This window comes from Perlucidibaca sp. (assembly GCF_057084925.1).
Genome location: NZ_JBXMRC010000013.1, coordinates 82,027 through 106,832, shown reverse-complemented (window position 1 = coordinate 106,832; position 24,806 = coordinate 82,027). Strand labels below are relative to the sequence as shown.

Here is a 24,806-nt window from a genome sequence, read left to right as displayed (position 1 = left end):
GCTGGTCAGTGGCATTCCGCACGACCAAAATCCCGAATAAGTCGCTATTTTGACTTCAATTAAATTCTGCAAAACGCTGTTTTTCTCTTGGTTGATGGGCTGAGACTCAGGCTGCAGGCGGCTTCCAGCCGTTTTATTATTTAACGAGCTAATTTGCCCGTAGTGTCTATAATGGTTGTGTTGCAAACAGCCAATTATTAAAGAGTAGAACATGAGCAAAGGTACAGTGAAGTGGTTCAATGCGGACAAAGGTTTTGGTTTCATTACGCCTGAAGACGGCAGCAAAGACTTGTTCGTACACCATTCCGAAATCAAGAACGGTGGTGGCTATGCCACACTGAACGAAGGTCAAGCGGTTTCGTTTGACGTCGGCCAAGGCCAAAAAGGTCCTTGCGCAAACAACGTTGTGGCGCTCTAACCAGCCCGTAATGTAGCGTGTTGAGTTCATCCTCAACGCGTTGGAAAATATCGGTGGATGACCTAAACAGTCATTGCCGATTTTTTTTGTCTAAAATTTCAATGAGCGGATATGCAAGAACTAAAAGTCCCAGAAGTCAGCCGAGAGTTTATTGAGTTATTTCGTGCGGCACGCCAACATCTCCAGCATGTGGGTGGCGACACCTTAGATTGGCTGCGCACCGACTTCAATTTCCCTTTCCGAGATCATTTGTCGTTTCGACTCGGTAATCGGTTGTTCTTCATGTTGGTGGCCTCGGCGGAAGAAGATATTGAAAGCCCAGGCTCTTTAGAGGCATTGGAAGAGTTGGCTGCAGAGGCGAATGGGATTGCTTGTCTGCTTTTAATGACGCGTTCCGAAGATGGGCAGTTCAAACCCTTGGGTCAGGGCTATAGCTTGTTTGCGCTGGACTTTGATACGCCGATTGAGCCTGAGCGCTTGGTAACGGAGGAACTGGTTGTTATTTCTGACTGGGAGCTTCAGCGCTGTGCCACTCAAGCCATGATGATGCATTTAGAGAAGTATGACCTGCCTATTTTAGCCTCCGAGGTAGATCCTCAGGGTGCACCAGCTATTTGGTTTCGTAGTGCAGATGGCCACCCCAATTGGATTGTGATTCGGGGTTTACGCTTTCCCCACCGTGATGCACCCATGCCTGCTGGTTGGGCAGAAAAAGTGAAATTCATGGCGGAGAAAGTACCTAACAGCAAAGGATTTTTTGGCATAGTGACCATCGCCTCACCGGATGACAACTTTGACCCCCAGGCCACAGAGCATCTTTGTCCCTTGTATCGTGGCCAGCAATATCCGATGAAGGTGGTTGGTCTGAAAGGACTGGAGCCGCTGTAGTCAGTGTCCTATTGGGTTGATACATTGCAAGGTATGCCGTGTTTCAACTCATCATAGGAAAGTCATCATGGCCCTCACGTATTCACTCTTAGATGTCTTTGCTGACGCGCCCTTTCAAGGCGTGCAAGTGCCTGTGGTTTGGTCGGAGGGAGCAGCACTTAGCGATGCGCATAAGCAGGCGTTAGCGGGCGAGTTTCAGCAGACAGAAACCGTTTTCATTGATGCCGCTGCAACAGAGAACCCAGCCAGTGTGTTTAATAGTAAAGGGCCGTGCCTTTTTGGTGCGCACACAATTTTAGCGGCCTCTTTTATTGCCTATGAAAAAGGCATGGGTACACCCGAGGGGCGATTCAGTACCCTAAAATTTAGTCAGCAAACGCAGGAAATTAGTAGCTTCATAGATCACTCAGAAGGTGGCCCGGGCGCGATTCAGTTTTCGCGAACGTTGAATCCTAGTGTGGATCACTATGTGCCCACACTGACTCAGTTGGCAGCGATGCTAAACACGGAAGAGCGCCATATCTCATTCAGTAAATACAAGCCGTTAATTGTCAGCGTGGATCATCCGGTGTTGATCATTCCGTTTACACGCCCTGAGCATGTCTTAGCGGCGAGTTTAAATGCGGAGCGTTGGGCTGACTTAGCCGGTCATGTCTACACGCCGCAGTTGTTTCTCTATGCCCCAGGCAGCATTACCGGCAAAACCCAATTCCATGGACGCTTACTCAGTTTTGAGCAGGCTCGCGATGCCGTCCCACCGATCGGCAGTGTCATGCCCGAGTTCGTTGCCTACTTGGCTGCTCAGGCCGATGTCACAGACGGGACGCATACGTTTTCTATCGATCGTGGCAGTCCGAGCACGCGCAAAAGTATTTTGCATGCCGAGTTTGATAAGCGCCCGGGGCGGGCCTTGCGTTGTCGCTTAGGGGGCAATGTGATCAAAATGGGGCAGGGGGAGTTATTTTTTCCTTTTGAAAGACTTATCTAGTTTAACTATTAAAATAAAAAATTATTGAATTGGTTTGGTTATGCATGTCTGAATTAATTAGAAAGGATAGAGGTTTATATGCAGCTAAGATCTACGAGGCTGCACGCCGTGCAGGATTTGATCCCGATTTTTTATGTCGTCAGTTTGGTTTCTCTCCAGACGATTTCAATAATTTAGATTATGGATTTAACCATGAGTTTCATCGTATATTTTGGCCTGCAGTAGAGGAATATACAAAATGCCCTGATATTGGATTTGTTTTAGGCCAGCATCTTCCTTCAAGTTACGGTGATTTTTTTAGCACACTGCATTTTAGCTATCCAAATTTCGGTGCTTCTTTGCTAGGTAATATTGAGCTTTCACGCCTTGCTTCAGATGCAATGGAGTGGTCATTAGGTGAAGATGAAGAAGGTTTTTTTATTCAAGTAAGATCGCCATATGACGATATTCAGACTATACGCCATTTATTTGAGTGTTTATTTTTGGGGCTAATCTCATTTTACACTGAAATAACAAATGGTTTATTTTGTCCTAGCAAAATAAAACTTGCCTGTCAGCCGCCCTTGCAAATGGGTAATCGAAAAGATATTTATGGTTGCGATGCAATTTTTAACTGCAAGGAGAATCGTTTATATTTTCACCCCAGTATGCTAACGATTCCTATGGCAACCCCTGACGAAATTTTAGTAAAAATGCATCAGTCGTATGCCCGCTCAATAATAAAAAAAATTGAGGAAGAAGATATTTTGCAACTCACTCGTAATGTCATCTTTGAAATGCTGCCTTTAGGGGATATCACCCTAGAGCAAGTGAGCCAGCGTTTGAGTTTGACGCCAGCGGAGTTGAAGTATCGCTTGGAAAAAATGAATACGCATTTTCTGAAAGAGCGCGAAGCCTGCCGAAGAAGCTTTGTGATGACGAAGCTGAAAGAAAACCAAGCCAGCATTACGGATATCGCGCTACAGGCGGGCTTCTCTGAGCCCAGCACATTTTATCGCGCCTTTAAGCGTTGGAGTGACGGCGAAACGCCGGTGGCCTTTCGCGCTCGTCACCTAACCAACCCGGCGCATTGAGTTTAAAAACTGAAGGTACTGTAGAGCACGATGCGATCGCGATCGGCTTCAATATTTTCCTTTTCACTGCCGCCAAACTTGGCCTCATAACCGGCGCCGAGTAAAAGCTCATTGGGGAAGCGTAATTGCATGCTTAACGAGGCTGATCGGCGGCCTTGAACAAAGTTCGTGGCCGGCGAGGGGGTAATGCCCTTGAGGTCATGGAAGAACGTTAGGGTAGGCTCAAAGACCGCGCCGGGAATGAGCTTGTGATAAATCAAGCGATTGACCGTCCGATAGCCGTAAGACAGCGCTGTGGGAATGTTAAACGTCTGCGTGGTTGGGGTGAGGCGGCCTGTGTCCGGGGCGGTGCTGCCACTGCCATTGCCGGTGCCATCAGCACCTGCGCTGGGGTGAGTATTATCGCCGGGGCCATTTAGCGGCAACACATGAAAGTCCGTCATGCGGTGAACATAGGTGGCGCCTAACTCCAAGATACTAATCATGTCATCGGCACCAAACGGGTTATTGGGGAATAATTTCAAACCGGAAATGGAAACATTACTGACCGGGAAGCGTTCATAGCCCCGCACCAGTTGCTCGGGCTCAATACCGCCGCGGTATGCGGCTAGATAGGAGGGGATGCCTCGGTCTCGGGAGGGTAGTGTGGCAATACCCCCGTTAATCTCATTTTGGGGTAGCGCCGGTTGAGTTAAGGCATACACCACATCGGTAGTATGAATTTGCAGTGGCATATTGGGACGATAGGCATACTCCCCCGACAGTGCCATGCCAAAGACATTGGTATTAAAACTCAAACCAAACAGGTCAATATTTTCTGGATAGTCCAAAAAAAATTTTGAGGTGTTAATCGGCAAGGGCTCTTGGCCGCCCTGGAAAAGACTTCCCTTAAACCCGCCACAATCCACGAGAGCCATTGCAATGTTGTTGGTCGTTGGGCGAATACAGGTGCTCTTAGCGGCAAAGCCACTCAAATAGGGCAGCTGGCTGTGGTAGCGCAAATAGTGCAGGCCAATTTCGGTGCCATCGTTGAGCCAGTCCGCGACATAGGTGAGTCGTCCACCGTATTGACCTTTATTGGACGCATTGCCGTAGTTATATGGCAGTAGTTTCGAAGTGTAACTACTGGATGAGATTAGGCTGGCTGGGTAATAGACTTTGGACTCAAAGTTAGGATCTTCATGTATGTTGCCACCCAGCGTAATGAAGTGGTTGTAGGGAATGTCCGAAATCGCCGCAAAACTGCCGTGGGGTGGGGCATTCACTGGACGCCATTCAAGCGGTGCAACGAATTCAGCCGACAGGCTATCGCCAATAGGAAAGCTCAGTACGGCCATATTGACCGGCACGGAGGCATCGCTGACTTGGAAGCCGGGGCGCGCCGCTGCATTCGCATCCAGAGGATTGAGCTGATTCAGGTTATTAAAGAGAACCGTAAGGGCTTCGCCCCACGGTAGCACTTGCCGTCCGACCTTCAGGCTAAAGGACTGCCCGAGAATGTCTTGATCGACTTGCACGAAGGCTTTGCGAAGTTCTGCGCCTCGAGCATAGGCATCGACCACCTCTTGTTCGCGAGGTGTGTGAGTCGGCTGGAATGTATTGTCGGCATGGAACTCGGTGAAGTCCGCGTTTACTGGGTCATAAAAGAACAGCCCGGAGAACTCCATTTTGATATCGCCGCGTTGGAGTTTGATTTCAGGGCTAAACAGAACCAATGAATCTGTGATATCACCTTTTTCGTAGTTCCAGTTGCCGTCATCCGCATTCACTCCGCCAAATTGGCCCCGGGCGCGAATAAAGGCAGCGTTGCCTTCCACTGTTGTACAGCCATTATTGGCATTACTGCAGAGATCGTTACCCCGCTGTCCTGGCACAGACAATTTGGCCACCAGGTCCAAATCGCGCTCTTCTGCACGAATAGCCAAGCCTGCGGTCACGGTAGATTTAAAATTAAATCGAATATCGTTCCATTCGCCTTCAAGGGCGATCGCCTGTTGAGATAGCACCCCTAAGCTGATCAAAAATGCAATACGAAGCATCGCTGGACTCTCTTTCCGAGGTTGTATTATTGACTTGGACTTTAAGTAGCTCGTGGGCAATTTTCATTGGTCACGAGGCGCTTAGCCATCCGCTTGCAGGCCAATGCGAGACGGTGTGCTCCTGCCTAACATGCCTTAGCTAAAGCACCACAGGAGCGGTCATGAATAAGGTTTTTGCCACACTTCTTGCCGAAATTCCGGATATTTCAGAGCGTTGGCGGATTGTCGAGCGCATTGCTCTTATTGGCTTTGCCTGTATTTTTCCGCTGACTTTTATTTTGCTGTTGCCGGGCGCTTGGCTGGGTTTTGGCCTAGGTGACGAGTTTACTGTGGAGCAAGTGCAGGCCATGGTGGGTCTCTGGTATGGCGAATACCCGTTATTAGCCAACATTCTCTTGGGCGTATTGGTTATTCATTTGCTCTTTCGCACCTGGATTCTTGCCTTAGGGCATTGGCGTGTGAGCCATGCTGGGTCTGAGCTACCACTGAAGACCTTGGTCCTGTTTACCACCGCCAATACGCTGAACATTATTTTTGTGGTGGTGACGATGGCCTTGATTGGCGCCATTGGCGTGACTCAGGGTTACACCTTTCAGCAAGGCTTTGAGCTAGTTCAGAACCTCGTGGCCTGGTCAAATCAGCAAATTGAGCAAGTGCCTACGCTGGTTCAGTTGCCCCTGCTGCTGGCTTTCATCTTGGTTTATCAGCTGCAAGGCTTTTTCCATTATTGGATACACCGACTCTGCCATCACAACCGTGTGCTGTGGTTGGTCTTGCATCGTTTTCACCACATGCCGCCCGTTCTGGTGGGCATGACGACCACCGTGGTTATCTCCTCAATTCCAGCTTTTCTCGTCTTGGTCGTACCCAAGGTATTTATTTTTGGCACGATCAGTAAGCTGTTTTATGAGCGCCCGCTTTACGCGGAAATTTTTGCTTATCACATTGTGATGTGGATTCCGGAAATCTTCGGCCATCAAACCAAGATGTACCAAGATGGCATTCGCAGTCGCTTTATTCGCTGGAGCAGTTATCTCGGCGGCAATGGTGTTTACCACTATTTGCATCATGCCAGCTCGCCCTACAACCAAAACAAAACCAATAACGTGAATATTGCCGGCGGTTTCCTCATGCTCTGGGACCGCCTGTTTAAAACGTATCAACCCCTAGTGCCGACGGCGCCAAGGGTGGGGCTATGGGGCAATCCTGAACTTACTCACAGTCCGGTAAAACTGGTGTTCTCAGGGGTAATGCAAGTGCTCTATGAGCTCTGGCATAACAAGCGCTGGGATGTGCGCTGGCGCTGCGTGTTTGGGCATGTGTCGTATACGCCCCCCATCACCAAAGACTTTCATGTGAAGTAATTCAGTACCGGAGTTGGTCATGTCATTGAGTTCATCAAAACGCCTGCGTTGGCTGGGGCTTGGCGCCATCTTGCTGGCGGGTTTCGGATTCGGCATTGGGGCTGTTGACGACATTTCGGTAGAGCAACTGATTCAGCGCTATAGCTATCCTGACTCACGCTTCGTCACGATTGATGGCTTGAGCGTGCATTACCGAGAAAGCAATCCTCAGGGGGCAGAAACAGTGTTGCTGCTGCATGGCGCGGGAGCGTCCTTGCACACCTGGGCGGTCTGGCAGCGGGAGCTGGCAAAGCAATATCGTGTGATTTCCTTGGACTTACCCGCTTTTGGTTTAACCGGCCCGTTTCCTGATAACAATTACGGTCATGCACGTATGATGGCCTTTTTAGATGCGTTTCACGACCGGCTGGGGTTGAAGCAAACGCATTTAGTGGGTAATTCTTTGGGCGGCTTATACGCGTGGCAATATGCTCGTCATGCGCCTGAGCGCGTGGCTAAGCTAATGCTGTTATCGCCGGGCGGACTAGATTACGACGTGCCTGAAGCGAAAGCGTTTGATTTGGGTTTAAAGCTAGCGAAGTGGCCGGTATCGAGTGTGTTCTCTTGGTACATCACACCTAAATCGTTGGTGGAGCAGTCCTTAGAGCATGTCTATGCACAACCCGCCAAGCTGACTCAGGCCGATAAAGATCGCTACTACGATTTAATGCTGCGCGAGGGAAACCGCCGAGCCTTTACCGCCATTATGAAAACCTACGATGAGGTGATTCCGCAAGCTGCGGCTTCTTTGCAGCGCATTCAACAGCCCACGCTGTTGATGTGGGGTGATCAGGACACGCATCGCAACTTGGCCGTGGCACAAGCCTTCTCGGCGCACATGCCCAACGATGAACTGAGGGTTTATGCGCCCGCAGGTCATGTCATCATGGAAGAAATTCCGGAGCAAACCGTTGCCGATGCACTGGCGTTTCTCGCGCGCCGCTAGGCACTCTGATGACGTAAGCGGCGTCAGTAGTGGCTGGCCAAAAGTTGGCGCGCTACGACGCCGTCGCGCTGAGTTTTGCGCTGAATATCGTCGGCTAAGAATTTTGTCAGGGTGCCGCCCAAGAGGGGTACGGAGCAGGTCACATCCCACATCATTTGGTTCACGCAGCCACTCGCGGTAGCTAGTAACTTCATATCACAGCGAATGCTCGTGAATTTTTTGAAGGGCTCAATGTCAACCATGAGCTCACCGGTCAGGCTGGCAAAATGCCATCGTTCCGTTTGCGCCACGGAAAACCAATCACTGTCTCCAATAAGCTTGCGAGCCATGGTGGGTACCGTAATGCTGGCCTGCTCAAGGAATCGGTGGGTGACATCCAGATGCGCTTCATCCTGATCGCGGCGCACTACACTGACCTCCCGCAGGCCCATGACCGCATACTTGGCAGGGATGTAGGCCGCATCGGTATACATCGCCAAGACACGCTCAATGGGCGCTTCGAAAGCATGGTCACAACGAAATTTCATACGCTGATCTCTATTTTTTACGCAGGCCTTTGTAGGGCGCGAGGTCTAATACCGGCTTGATGTCGCGCCAGACGAGCTTAGCCATCAGGCCGGTCGGTACAAGGTTTGAGCCCACCCAAGTTTTGAACGAGTCTTTGCCGTAAACAATTTTGGCGCGACCTTTCAACAGTGCCTGTAACACATGCGTCGCAATCGCTTCAGGCGGCGTCACCAGATAATGCTTAGAGAACTCAAGTTCCTGGCCATCTACTTTGCCAATATTGGTCGCGATGCCGCCGGGGTGTACGAGATGAGCCGTCACGCCAGTATCTTGTAGCTCGGCCATGAGAGCCTCGGTGTAGCCGCGAACAGCGAATTTGCTGGCGCAGTAATCACCACTAAACGGGGCGCCTACCAGCCCAAAAATGCTGGAGACATTCACCAGTTGACCACTGCCAGCGGCGAGCATGTGCGGCAGAAAAGCCTGTGTGCCATGCACCACGCCATAGAAATTGATGCGCAGAGTGCGTTCCATGTCGGCAACGGAGAGCTCCCAAACGGGCTTGTTTCCGCCGGCAACACCCGCATTATTAATTACGATATCCACTTGACCAAAGGCGCGCATCACGTCTTCAGCGAAGCCAAACATAGCCTCCCGATCAGACACGTCAAAGGCGGCACTTAATGTGTCTTTTCCACCATGCAGCGCAACCGTTTCTGCCAAGCTCGCGGCATCAAAATCATTCAGTGCTAAGCGTGCGCCAGCCGCAGCATACACTTTCGCGTAAGCACGCCCCATGCCTGAGCCCGCACCGGTAATAACGACGACTTTATCCTTTAAAGACATGTTCGGATTCCTCAGGTAAACAGGTGATGTTGGGGCTTAAAACGATTGGCCATTTGCCGGTAGGTGAAGCTGAAGCCCGGGAACATCGCAATGACGTGACCGCTTTTGGATTGGTACCAGCTATTGCAGCCGCCAGATTTCCATACCGTTTGCTTCATTTCTTCATGGATCATTTGAGTGTAGTTGGCTTCGGCTTCGGGCTTCACTTCAATGGCTTGTTTGCCCGCCTGCTTGAGCGCATCAAGACTCTTCATGATGTAGTTCATCTGCGCCTCAATCACGAAGATCGCCGAGGTATGGCCGATGCCCGTATTCGGGCCGGTGACCACAAATAAGTTCGGAAAGCCTGGCATCGCGGTGCCTAAATAGGCGCGAGGGAACTCTTCCCATTGCTGCTGAAGGGTGGTGCCGTTGCGCCCAATCACAGGATAGGAAATTGCGCCGTCGGTGGCGTCGTAGCCTGTTGAGTAGACAATGACATCAACTGCAATGTCTTTTCCGTCTTGCGTGCGAATACCTGTTGGGGTGATCTCTGCGACGCCTGATCCCTTGGTATGCAGCGATACATTGTCGCGGCACAGGGCAGGGTAAAGCGTGTTCGACAAAATAATGCGCTTGCAGCCAATGGTGTAGTCCGGCGTCACGGCGGCGCGTAGTTCGGGGTCTTTGATTTGCTTTGCAATATGCCGAAGTGCGACTTTCTGGGCGAATTGCTTTAAACCCCAAGAAGAGTATTTGAAGCCAATCACACGGGTTTCAAGTTCCCAATAAATCAGCGAGCGCAGGGCCTTGTGCAGCGGCTTGATGCCGAGCAGTGCGCGTTGCCAGCCGGAGAATTTACGGTCTGGGCGAGGCATGACCCAGTGAGGCGTGCGCTGGAATACGTGCAGGTGACCCACTTCTGGCGCGATGGCCGGAATGGCCTGAGCGGCCGATGCTCCGCTGCCAATAATGGCCACGCGCTTACCTTTCAGGCTGACGTCGTGGTCCCAGTGATTGGTGTGGAAAGTTGCGCCTTGGAAGCTGTCGCGGCCGGGGAAGTTTGGAATGACGGGCGTGCTTAATGGACCCGATGCATTGATCACAATACGCGCTTCGAATACCCCTTTGGCGCTAGTCTCAATCATCCAACGCTGCTTATCAGCTTGCCAGCGCACCTGCTCAACATTGCAGTTTGTCTCGGTTCTCTCGCGCAGTTTGTACTTATCGATGACGAAGTTCGTGTATTCCTCAAGCTCGGCCTGTTCGACGAACATTTGCGTCCATTTGTAGGGTTCGAAAGAGATGGAGTAGAGCGGTGACTGCACATCAACGGCCGCGCCGGGGTAGCTGTTTTGGCACCAGGTGCCCCCCATGAAGTCGCGACGTTCGAGGATACGGAAGTCGGTGATGCCACGCTTGAGCAAATTGATGGCGGCACACTGTCCACCGAAACCGCTGCCAATAATGATGATGTCATGTTGCTGCATTGGATATCCTCGACGATGTATTGCTATCTGATGTTGCGTGTTGTCAATTTATATCTGAATACAGTTGTCGTCAAATTATTTTCTTCGTAAACTAGTGCGAACTGACGAATGGTTGATTTGGATGCTCATGGACGTACCTGCAAAAGAAATTGCGCCTTCACGCCTCTATGGCGGTGAAGCCCCAGACGTACGCCAAGCACGTCGGCGCGCTGCCTTTATTGCAGCCGGCCTGACCTTATTCGGTACCGTGGGGTACCGAAAAACCAATATGCGTTCGCTGTGCAAAACCGCGGGTTTAACGGATCGGTATTTTTACGAGTCGTTTGTGGACATGGAGGACCTGCTGGAAGCGGTCTATGACGAACGCATTGGGCAGATGCAGCTTCACGTCCTTGCCGCCATAAACGCGGTGGATGAAAAAAGCGATTGGGATGCCATGGTGACGGCAGCGCTTAATGCCCTGTTTAAGTTTGTAGAAGACCCGGTGACAGCACGCGTGGTTTGGTTGGAGGTCTTAGGAGTCAGCCCACGAATTGACCAACGCTATGCGGCATCGCTTCAGTTTTTCGTGACCTTTCTTCAGCAATTAACGCAGCACAATTTCCCGCGATGGATACCCGACGATACGCGAGCGAATTTAGTGTCTCGCGCAGTCATCAGTGCCGTCAGTGGCTCGGCCATGAATTGGCTGCTATCCCATTATCGGGAGCCTCGTGACGAGGTGATTGCAGCCTTGAAAATCGTCTTTAATGGATTGCTGCTGCAGGCGAAACTGAGCCGATGACTGACAAGGCCGGTCTTAATTAATTCTCTGGTGCTTTAACCGGGCGTCCGGAAAGTACGGTCTCTGCGCGCTTAGAGCGAAAAATCGGGTAAAAAAATTGGATATACCAACGCTCACTGCCCAAGCGACGATCATCGGGAAGGCCAAAAGTCGGTGGGTAGCGTCGAGTGATTCGCGCGGTACCAAAAAGAATGTCCCAGAAAAACAGTAAGTTGCCGTAATTTCCTTGGTAATACCCAATGCCGTCATCCTGACTCAAGGCATGATGGGCGTAGTGTGTTGCGGGTGTTGAGATGGTGCGCTCCAAGACCCAGGCGATAGGGTGCAACCAACGGTGTCGGTGCAGCGCTTCATCCCATCGTGCCTCCGAGTGAGCGCCAACAATGACGGCCATTTTGATGACGGAATAGACCACGTAAACCCAGCCAAAGCCTAGAAAGACAAGTGCGCCCGACAGCCATAAGCCAGGCATGGCTGCGTAGTAAAAGAAATTATTGCGGTAGACGACACGGACGCCCATATAGGCCGCCGAGTGATGTGCACGATGGAAGGGCCACATCCAGGTGCTATGCGACAGGCGATGCCACCAGTACTGCGTTAAGTCATCGGCAAGAAGGAGGGTGATGGCCATTGTCCACCACGGCAAGTGCGCGAGGACATCGCGATACTCTGCGAAGTGTTGCGTGCCCAGCCAGAAGCTGGTGAAGAAAATCGTGGGCACGATCATGATGGGGAAGACGACCATCACCACGGCGTCCAGCCATTTATCTTCCTGCGTTGCTTCTTTGGCCCAAAAGCGGCCACGTTTAAGTTCAATGGCGGCGAATAGGACAAAAATGGCCAGCACAGCGGCCGCTTGAAACCCGTTCATGTTAAGCACTCCACAGTATTTTTATTTTAGTGGCTTGGGTAGTCAGCGCTGTAGCCTAACGGCACAGGGAGCTCTTAGCAAAGTGGCCTGCCATAGAATGGCAGGCCACTTAAGTGCTTACTTTGCTTTCAGATCAAAACGATCCAAGTTCATGACTTTAGTCCACGCGTTGGCGAAGTCCTGGATAAACTGCTCACGACCATCTGCCGCAGCATAGACCTCCGAAATAGCGCGCAGCTCAGAACTGGAGCCAAAGGCCAGATCCACTGGCGATGCAGTCCATTTAAGCTTGCCAGTGCTACGATCTTTGCCCTCATATAGACCTGGCTTCGTCGCGGACTTTGTCCACAGCGTGTCCATGCTGAGCAAGTTCACAAAAAAGTCATTACTTAAGGTGCCTGGTTTGCCAGTGAGTACGCCTTTACCTTCGCCATCGGTACCCGCATTAAGCGCTCGCAGGCCGCCAACCAACACCGTCATTTCAGGCACGGTCAAGGTCAGCATATTGGCTTTATCGATCAGTGCATTGATCGGTGAAAGGGTGGCTTGCTCCCCGTAATAATTACGGAAGCCGTCAGCCATTGGCTCAAGCGCAGCAAAAGAGCTCACATCCGTTTGCGCTTGGCTGGCATCAACACGGCCTGGCGCAAAAGCCAGTTGTAGCTTATGCCCCGCCTGCTTGGCCGCTTGCTCAATGGCAGCATTGCCCCCGAGTACAATCAGGTCAGCAAGTGATACTTGCTTGCCACCGACCTTCGCATTGTTGAATTGTTGCTGAATAGCCTCTAATTTGACTAAGACATTCGCCAGTTCTGCGGGTTGGTTAATCGCCCAGTCCTTTTGCGGTGCTAAACGAATACGCGCGCCGTTGGCCCCTCCGCGCATATCGGTACCCCGGTAGCTTGAGGCCGATGCCCACGCCGTGCGGATGAGTGCTTGTGGGCTCAAACCGGACGCCAAAATACGGGCTTTCAGCGCAGTGACATCTGCTGCGTTGATCAGTGCATATTGACGTTCTGGCAGTGGATCTTCCCAAAGCAACGTCTCTTTGGGTATTTCAGACCCGAGGTATCGCGAGCGGGGCCCCATGTCGCGATGCGTCAGCTTGTACCACGCTTTGGCAAAGGCGAGCTGATAAGCCGCGGGGTTTTCCTTGAAGTTAAGTGCGATCTTGCGATACGCCGGATCCTCCTTAAGTGCTAAGTCAGTGGTGAACATAATCGGTGCGTGACGCTTCTTGCTATCGTGGGCGTCCGGTACCAAATTAGCAGCTTGGCCATTGGCTGGAATCCATTGAATGGCACCGGCAGGACTACGTGACTGCACCCACTCAAAAGCAAATAGATTGTCTAAGTATTGCGAGGTCCAAGCGATAGGGTTGACGGACCAAGCACCTTCCAATCCACTGGTAACCGTATCGCCAGCATTACCTTTACCGCAGCGATTTTTCCAACCAAGACCTTGTTCTTCCAAGCCAGCAGCAGCGGGCTCTGCGCCCACGCACTCTTCTGGCTTATGAGCTCCGTGCGCTTTGCCGAAGGTGTGGCCACCCGCAATCAGAGCCACCGTCTCTTCGTCATTCATGGCCATGCGGCCAAAAGCTTCCCGGATATCTTGCGCTGCTGCCAGTGGATCAGGCACGCCATTGGGGCCTTCAGGATTCACATAAATAAGCCCCATTTGCACTGCAGCAAGAGGGTTTAATAGTTTCCCACTCTTATCTCGACGCTCACCGGCCAAAAACTTAGTTTCAGGCCCCCAATAAACGAGATCTGGCTCCCAGTCATCTGTGCGCCCGCCGGCAAAGCCGAAGGTTTTGAAGCCCATAGACTCCAGTGCCACATTGCCCGTCAATACCATGAGGTCGGCCCAAGACAGACTACGACCGTATTTCTGTTTTACCGGCCAGAGCAGGCGACGAGCTTTATCAAGATTGGCGTTGTCAGGCCAGGAATTCAGCGGCTCGAAGCGTTGTTGGCCACCACCCGCGCCGCCACGGCCGTCGCTCACACGATAGGTCCCTGCACTATGCCAGGCCATACGAATGAAAAAGGGGCCATAGTGACCATAGTCAGCGGGCCACCAAGGTTGTGATGTGGTTAGGGTCTTACGGATATCTTGTTTAACAGCGTTTAGGTCCAACTTCGAGAAAGCACGGGCGTAGTTGAATTTCTCACCTAACGGATTAGATTCAGCAGCATGCTGACGGAGCGGAGCGAGGTTGATGAGTTCGGGCCACCAGAACTGATTTGACGTGTTATTGCTGTTATTCGCTTGAACAGTGAGTGGCATGAAGGTCATGCCGCTCAATGCGATGGCGAGAGCCAAAGCATTATTGATGGGTTTACGCATGGGTATGTCCTCTTTCGCTTGATAAGTAAGCATCTTGGATCCTAGGTGCGCACTAGTTTTTTTTAAAATTAATTATTTATTAATTATTGATAGCTTAAGTTAATCAATGATTATCATGCGTGGCCAACGCGGCTGCACATGTTGAAATTCAGTGGGTGTTTCGGTGGTCACAACATAAACACGCTGTGCATCACCCCACGTCGCGAGCAGGCCTTGCAGTACAGCGCCTTCAGGTGCTTTCACCCAGTAGGGCTTGTTCTTTAGGTCGCGCTCCATGTAGCGATTCACTACGATTTTTACAGCAACGGGATTAAATCGGTTCCACTTACCCTCATGAATGGACTCTAAGCGGGCACAAGGGCCTTGGAAAAAAGGGCTCTCGACGCCGTGTCGTTCTCCCCAGCGTACCCATTTCAATGTGCCATCTCGCAGGCGAATGGGCAGGTGAACAGCGGGGTCCTTCCAGAGATGCATTTGCCCTTCGTATTCAATGCCGCTGCACATGCCTTAATGCCCAGTAGATTCGTCTCTTAGCATCGTAGCGTAGATGCGTTGGCTGGATTTAGTTACATAAATAGTTTATTTTGAGATTTAATTTGAAATATATATTAAAAATATATAATTAAAACAATAACTTAAAAAAATATTGAGTGGGTTTCATCACTTTGTATTGCAGGATCTATTCATGAGAACTAGAAACTTACTATTTATTGCCTGCGCGATCGTGGTAGTGGGCTGTGGTAGCGAGCGCCCAAATAGCCGCAACTCCGATGCGGCACCCTCCATGCGCACCGCAGAACCCCGATATCAGTTAGCCAATCAGTGCTTCATCGCACGACATCAGGGTACGGGTGGCTATCTTCAGACGAGCCCCTCCGGTTTGGTCTCCTTAGTGATGAAGCCTGCAGACGCCACGCCTTTTTTTATGAAGCCCACACGCTTGGGTCATTATGTTTTTTTTGATCCACAGGAGCGTTTCTTAAGTCAAACCTTGGCGGCAGAAGTGCCCGCCAGTCAGTTAGAAAATATCTTGAAGCAGCTGGGTCAGACGGTGGAAGGTTTGGGCGATTTTATTGACCTAAATGCGGATGTGCACCCAGTAGCAGATGGTGTGGATCAGGTCGGGGAGCAAGTCACCGCACAGTCTTTGGTGGTGAGTGGTGCTGTGCGGGAGGGCGCCGGACGATCCTTAGCCATGCAAGCCAAGCCGGACGACAGCTCGGAATGGCGAATCAGTGGAGCTGCCGGCGCGTTGGATGTAGTGAATGTGGTCACCGAGCAGGGGCTTTTAGCTGAGTCCGGTGCCAGTCAATTTCGTTTTATTCCGGCCACCGGTTGCACCGAGTTTCCCGAGATATCCGTGAATGCCCAAGGCGAGCCCTTCAAAGGCCGTAACCCGGATGGCACGGTCTTTGGTTATGCAGAAACACATATGCATTTAGGCGGACATGAAATGTTCGGTGGCCGCTTAGGTTACGGCAAGCCATTTCATAAGTTTGGTGTTACCCATGCCTTGGGTCGCTGTGAGGAAAACCATGGCCCAACGGGAGAGCTGGCGCTGGTGGATGTGGTGGTCAATCCGAATCAAGGGCCACCGCAACATGATGTGGTGGGCTGGCCAACTTTTAAGGACTGGCCGAGTTATGGCGGCCAGATTCATCAGCAGACCTATTACATGTGGCTTAAGCGCGCTTGGATGGGCGGGCTGCGCCTCATGGTTAATCATTTGGTGGCCAACGAGGGACTTTGCTTGCTCTGGCCGCTGAAAGGCACGGACTGCAATGAAATGGAAACCATTGAGGTGCAGCGGCAATTAGTGCTGGGTCTGCAAGACTATATTGATGCTCAGGCGGGCGGCCCCGGACTAGGATTTTTTCGCATTGTGACCAGCTCGGCCGAAGCCAGACGCGTGATTGAGTCAGGGCAGATGGCGGTGGTGCTCGGTACCGAAAATGAAAAAATCTTTGATTGCGGTGAGTTTCTGGACCGGCCGGACTGCACGGAGGCATCCATCGAGCGCGATCTGAACACGTGGTATGAACGCGGCATACGCGCCATTTTCCCGATCCACCTAGTGGACAACGCCTTTGGCGGTACGCGACTGACCGATGAGCCGGCCATGAATGCGTTGTATAGCGTGGCGAACTTAGTGGAAACCGGTCACCCATACGCCACCGTGCCTTGTGATGGCCCCGATAACATTCAGCCGAATGAGGCCCAAGTCGAGTCACGCAGCATTTTTGACACGATTTTGCTGATGTTCACTAACCCGCCGCCGGTGCAGCCCGTCACGGGATGCCAACGTAATGCCCGAGGGCTGACGCCGCTGGGGGATCACTTTATCCATCGCTTGATTGACTACGGGATTTGGGTCGAGACCGATCACACGGGCACTTTGGCGCGCAATCGCATCTTTGATATTGCTCAAGCGCGTGGTGTGCCCGTGTTCTCTGGGCACACGGGGGAAGTTTCTGCCAAAACCAAAGACTCCGACCGTATTCTGCAAACCGGCGGGCTCATTTCCCAGTTACCCGATAGCACGAGTACGGATTTCATTACCTTTGTGAACGACTTGGAGGCCTTGCACCTTAAGCTCTTTGGCAATACGCGCGAGCTGGCAACCGGCATGGGTTCGGACATTAATGGCCTGCATATTCAAGCGCGCCCACGCGAAGATGTGGCTTCTAAGCCCTTAAAATATCCGTTCAAGTCCTATGACGGGCGCGTGGTTTTTGACAAACAAGTTTCTGGACAGCGCGTCTACGACTTAAATGTGGATGGCGTGGCGCATTACGGCCTGTTTCCCGACTACTTGGCCGATATCCAAATGCAGCCCGATGGTGAGAAAGCACTGAAGTATGTATTTCGTTCGGCGGAAGCGTATTTGCAGCGCTGGGCGAAAGTGGAGCGGGCTAGAAAACAGCCTCCGCTGAAAAACTGAGGGTGTTTTCATGCTGCGCTGTCGGTTGTGTTGCCCCAAGGCCAGTGCTAGTTTCTCATACCTATGCAGACGCTCACTCATCATCTGATTTGCCGCATGACGCTCTTGCTCATGTTGGCCACCTTCCTGTCTCCCAGCCTCGGCTGGCAGATGGTGATCGTGCATGATCATGATGGGCGTTCAGGGCATCATGTAGGGGTGTTGGAGCATCATGACGACATAGGTGATGGCGCTGATCTAGTTTCACCTGATACACACCTTGATGCCCATAGCATGATGGGTCACTTGCTCGGGCATATGCCGGCAAGCCTTGCACATATTCAACTCTTCGATGCGCCTACGGGTCGGATGGTGCTGAATGCTCCACCGCCTGACAGCATGTCTCACGCCATTCCTGATCGGCTTTTTCGTCCCCCGTTAAGCCTTTTCGTTTAAGACTTCAAATCCTGCCGGGTTAGTTTTGCTGGCCTTGGCGGCGGGTGAGCCTGGCAGCGAGATCCAAGCCCCCATGGCGGTGGTCATCTTGTTTGGTCTGCTGTCATCCACCGCGCTGAACATGTTTGTGGTGCCCAGTCTCTATCTGCGTTTTGGCGAGGCAGTTCGAGCGAAAAATCCCCTTACTGGCCATACCTCGTTACCGGACCTTACCTAGGAACTCTTCATGGAATCTTTTTTTGTCTCCACTGGCGTCGTTGCTCTCGCTGAAATCGGCGACAAGACTCAACTTTTGGCTTTTATGTTGGCAGCGCGATTCAAGAAGCCCGTGCCGATTATTTTGGGCATTTTCGTAGCAACTTTATTGAATCATGGCCTGGCCGGTGCACTGGGGGCTTGGATTACGCATGCGGTGACGCCAGAGATTTTGCGTTGGGTTCTTGGTGTGTCGTTCCTTGGCATGGCTGTTTGGATTTTGGTCCCTGACAAAATTGACGAGGAAGAGACTCAAGTTGCCAAACACTTCGGAGTTTTTGGAGCGACTTTGGTGACTTTCTTCCTGGCTGAAATGGGCGATAAGACGCAAATTGCTACCGTTGCCTTGGCGGCTCACTATGCGGCTCCTGTGCTTGTGATCATGGGCACGACGCTCGGCATGCTCATCGCCGATGTGCCCGCTGTTTTTGCCGGTGACAAATTGGCCTCCAGGATACCGATGAAGTGGGTTCACTCAATCGCTGCAGCCATCTTTGCCTTTTTAGGATTGGCTACGCTGTTTGGCGCAGGGGCTCATTTTGGTTTTTAGTGATGTGATTTGTCATGCGTGTGCTGACTCACCAATTCGTCGATCAGTGCAGAATTAAACAATTGGTCAGGAAGCGGAGCTGTATGTTGGCTTACGAAAAGTAGGCTCGGCGAGATCTGGCACAGCACTGGCACAAATTTGGCACAAACGTGAGGACGAAAAAAAAGGCGCCTATAGGGCGCCTTTTTTCTGTTGAAGATCAACAAGTTATTGGTGGGTCGTCCGGGACTCGAACCCAGGACCAATTGGTTAAAAGCCAACTGCTCTACCAACTGAGCTAACGACCCATGCTGACTAACGTTGAGCTAATCAAGCGGCGCGTAGTGTATTGCCTAGTCTGGCGTTGGGCAAGTGCGGCGACGTTTAGATGACCATAATTCCGCCATTTCTTTTCAGCGGGCGCTTGGCGTGAGTAACCGATGCGGTAACGGCGATAGCCCGAGCAGGGCTTTCACCAAGAGCCGGTAGCTGTCTTTATCGAGCAGCGCTTGCGTGGGTGTTCGCGCAATGCCTTCAATTTCGTGAGCGTGTGCTGTGCTGCCTAGCCAGCACCAGTGTTGAATCACGTGAAAATCGGTGTCGCCATTGCTGGCATCGGTTTCGGTAATAACCACGGCGCCATCAAAGGGCCAAGTCATCACCGCGTGTGCAGTTAAAGCGGCTTGCAGGCGTTGGTTGTGGCTCATGATGGTTTCACTGCCGTCGCAGAGGCCTTGGCAGCGCTTCAGCTGGCGTGAGGGGCAAGGGCGCTTGAGTCGGCGCTCCAGGGCTAGTGCGTAATCGCAGAGCCCGTGGTTGCTGGCCAGTTGCCGCAGGAATTTGCTGCCAGCGGCGGGTGAGGTGAACAAACCGTAGAGCGATTGGGCGGCATTCACGGCATCGCTATCGAGCCAGTGAGGTTGCAACAGGCCATCGGGGTTGGCAGCGAGCGTGAGCGAGATCAGCTTCTGTTGCCGGCGTAATTGTCGGTTATGCAGAGGCTGTAGGGTTTTCACATAGCGCGCTTCGCGGAGCAGAGCACCCAGTTCACCGGCGGTGATCTCCCACGTGATATGCCGTACCTGCTGCGCCATGCGCATTTCTTTGGCATCGCTGATGTCGTTGCTGAAATGGCTGAGTACGCGCTGGCGGATGTTCTTCGCTTTGCCGATATAGAGCAGGCCACTGTCGCCATGAAAAAAATACACGCCACAGCGGGTGGGCATTTCATCCACCAGCGTTTCATCTAAATACGGCGGCAGGCTGGGGCGCTTTTTCAGCGTGCTGATGGCGGTTTGAACGGCACAGAGGCCTGCTTGCTCAAGCGCATCGTGGAGGCTATCTAACGTTTGCCGGAGGCGCTCACTGGCGTCACCCTTTAACGGCCAGACCGGAAGATTCAGCGTTTGCCTTAGCCGCTGAGCACACAGGGTGCGGAGCTGTAGGTTTTGATCGGCGCGTGCCCAAGTCGCTTTTAAATAGGCGTAGTGCAGGCGTGCACTGTGAGCGATGAGCCAATGGTCTTGCCAGAGGCCGTTGATCGGGTGATCGGGTGTGGTGAGTGGTGCGATATCGGCGGTGCTGGACCAGTGTTGCAGGCTCACGGTGCCGGCGTCGAGCGTGGCAAGGCTGAGCGCAGTTAGGTGGTCACGATGATAGCGTGGGCCACTCAAGGTCATGCCGGCGATGACCACGGGCTGACCCAGCGCTAGGGCAAGCGTGCGTAGCAGGTCAGCGTCGCGGGAGTGGCTGTGCAGGTTGCTTTGTGTGTTGGACATGGCGCGCACCCTAGCAAGTTTGGGTGCGCCTGCAAGTCTACAGGGCTAGCTCGCCACTGAGATGGAGGGGCGTTGCTCTTCCAGGCCCGCCATGCGTCGGGCGACGCCCATGACATCGCTCAGGTCTGCGCTAAACACCATGTCGGCATAGGCTTGCCAGTGGCCGTCGCTGTTGAGCTCGTAGAGCAGCCAGCCATCCGGGTCTTCACTATGCAGGACTTTTAACACCGGATGTGCGACCAGCATTTCGGCATCGAGGGCGCGCGCGTGCTGCTGCACAATAAAGGCGTCATCGTTGAGGCGATAGCTGAAGTCTAAGTGTGTTCGCTCGCTGGGGAGTGGCCGGATTTCGGCCATCAGCGTTTCCAAGTGCTCTGTGACGCGGGCTTGTAAGCGGGTGTTCATCATCGAGCCAGTCTCCCTGTCGGCAATGTGGGTCAGTATAACGATTGCGCTGCCGTTCAGGCATAGGCGATCGGTAATTCGTCCCAGCAGGTGGTGTAGCGTGGCGAGCGATTGCCGGTACGCATTTGCCACGTGTTGCTGAGTTGTGTGCTGGCAAGTTGCAGTGTGCCAGCGCCTTGATCTCGGTTGATTCGATCCATCAGGCCCATGAGACGCAAGCGTTTCGGGTCATCAACCGGGGCAAACAAATCGGTTTGCTGTTGGCCGACGGGGCTGATTTCACCGAGCATGACGCCGCACTTGTGGTAGCGCAAACCCGGGACAAAAATCTGTTTTAAACCCCGCATGGCGGCTGCGAGAAGTAGGCCGGTATCGGCAGAGGCTTGCGCGAGTGGCACCAAAATACTGCGTCGATATTGCGTATCTTGTTCGCGAAATGGGTTGGTGCGCAACATGACATACAGGTGTGCGCATTGCCCTTGCTGAGCACGCAGCTTTTCGGCCGCTCGGCTGACATGATGGCTAATGGCGGCTTTGATGGCGTTGGGGTCAGTAATCGTGGTGCCAAACGAGCGCGAGGCAATGATTTGCTGTTTCGGGCGGCCGACGTCCTCGAGCGTGAGGCAGGGCTCACCGCGAAGCTCGCGCACGGTTTTTGCCAGCACGATGCCATAGCGCTGCTGAATGGCCAGCGGATCGCAGCGCGCTAAATCTAAAACGGTCTCCACGCCATCGGTCTGTAAGCGTGCGCTCAGTTGTCGCCCCACGCCCCACACCTCGGCCACAGGGTAGGCGGCCATGAGTGCCTGAGTGTGCGCGCAGGTGCTGGCGCTGAGTTGGCAGACGCCCGCGAATTCCGCTTGCTTCTTCGCCAGGTGGTTGGCGAATTTGGCCAGCGTTTTCGTCGCGCCTATGCCCACGCCGCAGGTGATTTTGATGTCTTGCTGCAAGCGTTGGCGGATACGAAGGCCATAGGCACGGGCATCGGCATAGCCGGCGAGGTCGAGAAAGGACTCGTCGATGGAGTAGCTTTCTACCTGAGGGCACATGTCTTGCAGAATGCTCAACATGCGCGCACTCATGTCGCCATAGAGGGTGTAGTTGGAGCTTTTGCTGATCACGCCGTGAGCATCGCAAAAGGCCTGCCATTGATGCATGGGGGCACCCATGGGAATGCCCAGCGCCTTGGCCTCGGCCGAGCGTGCAACAATGCAGCCGTCATTATTGGACAGCACCACCAAGGGCGTGTCGGCCAGTGCGGGGTCGAAAATTTTCTCGCAGCTGGCGTAGAAATTGTTGGCATCTACCAGAGCATACAGCGCCATGAGCTTAGCTTTTCCTTGGTTTTTTTAGGTGTTCCACAATATGACTGGTGACCACCCCGAAGATCTGCAAATCGGTGCTGGGGCGCAGTACGGGGTAGGGCGTGAGGCTGTTTTCCGAGTGCAGCTCGACGCGGCCCTGGTTGTGACGCAGGCGCTTGACCACGTATTTCCCATCCAAGCAGGCCACCACAATATGGCCAGAGACGGGCGGGCGTGAGGCATCCACCACCAGCACCGAGCCATCAACAATGCCGGCATCGCGCATGGAGTCACCGGAGGCGCGCACAAAGAACGTGGCCGCGGCGTTGTGAATCAGACGCTCATGGAGATCGATGGTGTTTTGTACGTAGTCGGCGGCTGGCGAGGGAAAGCCAGCCGGAATCAGCGCATCGAAAAACGCGAAGCGACGACGAATGAATGGGATGAGGGGTTTGCCGATAATACTGTTCATAAGGACAGTATTATCGGGATGCTAGGCTGACGTCAATGGGGCAGCGTCAGCGTCGCGCTCAGCGCCGCGTCGGCAGCACATCCTTGAGCTTGGCGTGCATGGACAGTACGGCTTTCTCGGTGGTTTCCCAATCGATGCAGCCATCGGTTACGGACTGACCGTAGACCAGCTGCGACAGATCCTTGGGGATGTCCTGACGGCCGAACTTGATGTGCGACTCGATCATCATGCCAATGATGGACTTGTTGCCCTCGACGATCTGGTTGGCGACGTTGTCCATGACCAGCGGCTGCAAGGCCGGGTCCTTGTTGGAGTTGGCGTGTGAGGCATCGATCATGATGTTCATCGGCGCTTTCGCCTTTTCCAGCTCGCGTTCGGCCAGCGCCACCGACACTGAATCGTAGTTCGGCTTGCCATCGCCACCGCGCAGCACGACATGGCCGTACTGGTTGCCGGTGGTGTTGATGACCGCGACTTTGCCTTGGTTATCGATACCCAGAAAGCTGTGCGGGTTCTGCACGGAGAGCAGGGCGTTGGTGGCAACTTTCAGGCCGCCATCGGTGCCGTTCTTGAAGCCGACTGGCGACGACAGGCCCGACGACATCTCGCGATGCGTCTGCGACTCCGTGGTGCGCGCGCCAATGGCTGACCAGGCGATGAGGTCGTGCATGTACTGCGGCGACATCGGGTCGAGTGCCTCGGTGGCACAGGGCAGGCCGAGTTCGTTGAGTTCGATCAGAAGCTTACGACCGACATGTAGACCTTCCTCAATACGGAAAGTGTCATCCATGCGCGGATCGTTGATCAGACCCTTCCAGCCCACCGTGGTGCGCGGCTTCTCGAAATACACACGCATGACCAGGTAGAGCGTGTCGCTGACCTTCGCGGCCAGCGCTTTCAGGCGCTGGGCATAGTCATGCGCTGCTTTCACGTCATGAATGGAGCAGGGGCCGATCACCAGAAACAGGCGGTGATCTTTGCCATCTAAAATGTTACGGATGACCTGACGGCCCTCAACCACCGCAGCACGTGCGGCTGGTGTGAGGGGCAAATCACGCTTGAGCTCTTCAGGCGTAATCAGGACATCGATGGAACGAATATTGAGGTCGACGACGGTATTGTCAGCTGGGTTCATAGCGGTCTCCACGCAAGCCCGCGATAATAGCGCAAAGTGGCGAAAAGCAAAGTTTAGAAAAAGATGAACTTCACGCTGAGTAGCATGAGCGTCACGCCCAAAATGGGGCGAATCAGATCCTCTCGCATGCGCGAGCTGAGGTTGGTGCCGATGACGATCATAGGCAGTGAGCCGATGAGCAGCAGGCCGAGCAGATGCCAATCGACATTGCCCATGCTGAGGTGACCCAGACCCGCCACCAAGGTCAGCAACACAGCATGGGTCACATCGGTGCCGATGATGCGAATCATGGCCAAGGCCGGGAACAGCGTCACCAAGACCATCACGCCGAACACGCCCGCACCAATCGACGACAACGTAACCAGCACGCCCAGTGCCACACCCATTGCGATGGTTGCCGCGGTTTGATGGCGAGCCAAGAAGTCGCGTACCGGTGTGTGTGTGCGTGCTTGCAGGCGGCGCTGCAGCCATGGTCGCAGCAGCAAGCTCAGGGCCGTCACCAGCAGCATAAAGCCGAGGGCGTGGGTGAGAATGCTTTTGTAGGCACTGGCGTCTGGGAACCAGTATTTCAGGCCCCAAACGGTCAGCAGCGCTGCGGGCAAGCTGCCTGCCGCGAGGGTTAGGGTGATGCGCCAATCAATGTTGCGATGCCGGTGATGAACGATGGCGCCACCGGTTTTGCTAATGGAGGCATATAGCAAGTCGGTGCCGATCGCCGTGTGCAGCGGCACGCCCATCAGGGTTAGCAGCGGGGTCATCAGCGAACCACCGCCCACGCCGGTCACACCCACAACAAAGCCGACCAGTGCGCCGGAAAGAATAAAGAGCAAATCGTGTGGCGCGAGGGGCATTGCAGAGATGGCCTAGGAAAACAGGATGGGCGGCGAAAATAGTGGGTTTTTAACCGTTTAGCTAAGAATTTTTCATGCTAGCTTTATAGCATTGAGTTATATCGGTCGGAGTTTGAT

General features: G+C 53.2%; 24 protein-coding genes and 1 tRNA gene. 11 read left to right on the top strand and 14 right to left on the bottom strand.

What is annotated here, in order from left to right:
- Positions 1–211 precede the first annotated feature (211 nt).
- The 4 genes from AC14IB_RS04570 to AC14IB_RS04555 all read left to right on the top strand — a co-directional run bounded on the left by AC14IB_RS04570 (position 212) and on the right by AC14IB_RS04555 (position 3,367).
- Positions 212–418: a cold-shock protein gene (locus tag AC14IB_RS04570; RefSeq protein WP_068859772.1), complete on the top strand. Its 207-nt coding sequence runs from the start codon at positions 212–214 to the stop codon at positions 416–418.
- Positions 419–529: 111 nt separating this feature from the next.
- Positions 530–1,306, top strand: a complete 777-nt coding sequence (locus AC14IB_RS04565) for a hypothetical protein (protein ID WP_484230765.1) — start codon at positions 530–532, stop codon at positions 1,304–1,306.
- A gap of 67 nt (positions 1,307–1,373) precedes the next feature.
- Positions 1,374–2,294, top strand: a complete 921-nt coding sequence (locus AC14IB_RS04560) for a PhzF family phenazine biosynthesis protein (RefSeq protein ID WP_484230764.1) — start codon at positions 1,374–1,376, stop codon at positions 2,292–2,294.
- Between the two features lie 44 nt (positions 2,295–2,338).
- Positions 2,339–3,367 (top strand): AraC family transcriptional regulator, encoded by a 1,029-nt coding sequence (locus tag AC14IB_RS04555; RefSeq protein WP_484230763.1) that lies wholly within the window; start codon positions 2,339–2,341, stop codon positions 3,365–3,367.
- A gap of 2 nt (positions 3,368–3,369) precedes the next feature.
- On the opposite strand, the gene AC14IB_RS04550 is transcribed toward AC14IB_RS04555, so the two are convergent.
- Complete coding sequence (locus AC14IB_RS04550) at positions 3,370–5,406, bottom strand: DUF1302 domain-containing protein (RefSeq protein WP_484230762.1); 2,037 nt, start codon at positions 5,404–5,406, stop codon at positions 3,370–3,372.
- Between the two features lie 161 nt (positions 5,407–5,567).
- Between AC14IB_RS04550 and AC14IB_RS04545 the strand changes: the two genes are divergently transcribed.
- Positions 5,568–6,770, top strand: coding sequence for a sterol desaturase family protein (locus AC14IB_RS04545; RefSeq protein ID WP_484230761.1), 1,203 nt, complete (start codon positions 5,568–5,570; stop codon positions 6,768–6,770).
- 19 nt (positions 6,771–6,789) lie between these two features.
- On the top strand, positions 6,790–7,755 hold the full coding sequence (locus AC14IB_RS04540) for an alpha/beta fold hydrolase (protein ID WP_484230760.1): 966 nt from the start codon (positions 6,790–6,792) through the stop codon (positions 7,753–7,755).
- Between the two features lie 23 nt (positions 7,756–7,778).
- Here AC14IB_RS04540 and AC14IB_RS04535 read toward each other — a convergent pair whose 3' ends face one another.
- The 3 genes from AC14IB_RS04535 to AC14IB_RS04525 are packed head-to-tail and all read right to left on the bottom strand — an operon-like array spanning position 7,779 to position 10,577.
- On the bottom strand, positions 7,779–8,282 hold the full coding sequence (locus AC14IB_RS04535; protein WP_484230759.1) for a DUF2505 domain-containing protein: 504 nt from the start codon (positions 8,280–8,282) through the stop codon (positions 7,779–7,781).
- A gap of 10 nt (positions 8,283–8,292) precedes the next feature.
- Complete coding sequence (locus AC14IB_RS04530) at positions 8,293–9,108, bottom strand: SDR family NAD(P)-dependent oxidoreductase (protein WP_484230758.1); 816 nt, start codon at positions 9,106–9,108, stop codon at positions 8,293–8,295.
- Between the two features lie 11 nt (positions 9,109–9,119).
- Positions 9,120–10,577: a flavin-containing monooxygenase gene (locus AC14IB_RS04525; RefSeq protein ID WP_484230757.1), complete on the bottom strand. Its 1,458-nt coding sequence runs from the start codon at positions 10,575–10,577 to the stop codon at positions 9,120–9,122.
- A 127-nt stretch (positions 10,578–10,704) separates the two neighbouring features.
- Between AC14IB_RS04525 and AC14IB_RS04520 the strand changes: the two genes are divergently transcribed.
- Positions 10,705–11,361, top strand: coding sequence for a TetR/AcrR family transcriptional regulator (locus AC14IB_RS04520; protein WP_484230756.1), 657 nt, complete (start codon positions 10,705–10,707; stop codon positions 11,359–11,361).
- Positions 11,362–11,380: 19 nt separating this feature from the next.
- On the opposite strand, the gene AC14IB_RS04515 is transcribed toward AC14IB_RS04520, so the two are convergent.
- The 3 genes from AC14IB_RS04515 to AC14IB_RS04505 all read right to left on the bottom strand — a co-directional run bounded on the left by AC14IB_RS04515 (position 11,381) and on the right by AC14IB_RS04505 (position 15,088).
- Positions 11,381–12,232 carry a sterol desaturase family protein gene (locus AC14IB_RS04515; RefSeq protein WP_484230755.1) on the bottom strand — a complete coding sequence of 284 codons (852 nt, stop codon included), beginning with the start codon at positions 12,230–12,232 and terminating at the stop codon, positions 11,381–11,383.
- A 117-nt stretch (positions 12,233–12,349) separates the two neighbouring features.
- On the bottom strand, positions 12,350–14,533 hold the full coding sequence (katG, locus tag AC14IB_RS04510) for a catalase/peroxidase HPI (protein ID WP_484230798.1): 2,184 nt from the start codon (positions 14,531–14,533) through the stop codon (positions 12,350–12,352).
- A 150-nt stretch (positions 14,534–14,683) separates the two neighbouring features.
- Positions 14,684–15,088, bottom strand: a complete 405-nt coding sequence (locus AC14IB_RS04505; protein ID WP_484230754.1) for a hypothetical protein — start codon at positions 15,086–15,088, stop codon at positions 14,684–14,686.
- Positions 15,089–15,269: 181 nt separating this feature from the next.
- Between AC14IB_RS04505 and AC14IB_RS04500 the strand changes: the two genes are divergently transcribed.
- The 4 genes from AC14IB_RS04500 (at position 15,270) to AC14IB_RS04485 (ending at position 18,765) form a co-directional block, all read left to right on the top strand.
- The gene (locus AC14IB_RS04500) at positions 15,270–17,525 is read left to right on the top strand and encodes a hypothetical protein (RefSeq protein ID WP_484230753.1); all 2,256 of its coding nucleotides are present in this window, start codon (positions 15,270–15,272) and stop codon (positions 17,523–17,525) included.
- A gap of 96 nt (positions 17,526–17,621) precedes the next feature.
- Positions 17,622–17,960 carry a hypothetical protein gene (locus AC14IB_RS04495; RefSeq protein ID WP_484230752.1) on the top strand — a complete coding sequence of 113 codons (339 nt, stop codon included), beginning with the start codon at positions 17,622–17,624 and terminating at the stop codon, positions 17,958–17,960.
- A 25-nt stretch (positions 17,961–17,985) separates the two neighbouring features.
- Positions 17,986–18,177 carry an efflux RND transporter permease subunit gene (locus AC14IB_RS04490; RefSeq protein WP_484230751.1) on the top strand — a complete coding sequence of 64 codons (192 nt, stop codon included), beginning with the start codon at positions 17,986–17,988 and terminating at the stop codon, positions 18,175–18,177.
- 9 nt (positions 18,178–18,186) lie between these two features.
- Positions 18,187–18,765 carry a TMEM165/GDT1 family protein gene (locus AC14IB_RS04485; RefSeq protein ID WP_484230750.1) on the top strand — a complete coding sequence of 193 codons (579 nt, stop codon included), beginning with the start codon at positions 18,187–18,189 and terminating at the stop codon, positions 18,763–18,765.
- A gap of 211 nt (positions 18,766–18,976) precedes the next feature.
- On the opposite strand, the gene AC14IB_RS04480 is transcribed toward AC14IB_RS04485, so the two are convergent.
- From AC14IB_RS04480 to AC14IB_RS04450, 7 genes are all read right to left on the bottom strand, one after another.
- Positions 18,977–19,052 (bottom strand) — tRNA-Lys (locus tag AC14IB_RS04480).
- A gap of 105 nt (positions 19,053–19,157) precedes the next feature.
- Positions 19,158–20,522: a GIY-YIG nuclease family protein gene (locus AC14IB_RS04475; protein ID WP_484230749.1), complete on the bottom strand. Its 1,365-nt coding sequence runs from the start codon at positions 20,520–20,522 to the stop codon at positions 19,158–19,160.
- A 45-nt stretch (positions 20,523–20,567) separates the two neighbouring features.
- Entirely contained in the window at positions 20,568–20,930 is a 363-nt protein-coding gene (locus AC14IB_RS04470; protein ID WP_068859730.1) for a DUF3024 domain-containing protein, read from the bottom strand.
- Positions 20,931–20,983: 53 nt separating this feature from the next.
- Positions 20,984–22,252, bottom strand: a complete 1,269-nt coding sequence (locus AC14IB_RS04465; protein ID WP_484230748.1) for a Y-family DNA polymerase — start codon at positions 22,250–22,252, stop codon at positions 20,984–20,986.
- Between the two features lie 4 nt (positions 22,253–22,256).
- The gene (gene umuD / locus AC14IB_RS04460) at positions 22,257–22,703 is read right to left on the bottom strand and encodes a translesion error-prone DNA polymerase V autoproteolytic subunit (RefSeq protein WP_484230747.1); all 447 of its coding nucleotides are present in this window, start codon (positions 22,701–22,703) and stop codon (positions 22,257–22,259) included.
- 58 nt (positions 22,704–22,761) lie between these two features.
- Positions 22,762–23,838 (bottom strand): 3-deoxy-7-phosphoheptulonate synthase, encoded by a 1,077-nt coding sequence (locus AC14IB_RS04455; RefSeq protein WP_484230746.1) that lies wholly within the window; start codon positions 23,836–23,838, stop codon positions 22,762–22,764.
- A 53-nt stretch (positions 23,839–23,891) separates the two neighbouring features.
- Complete coding sequence (locus tag AC14IB_RS04450; protein ID WP_484230745.1) at positions 23,892–24,689, bottom strand: sulfite exporter TauE/SafE family protein; 798 nt, start codon at positions 24,687–24,689, stop codon at positions 23,892–23,894.
- Positions 24,690–24,806: the final 117 nt, after the last annotated feature.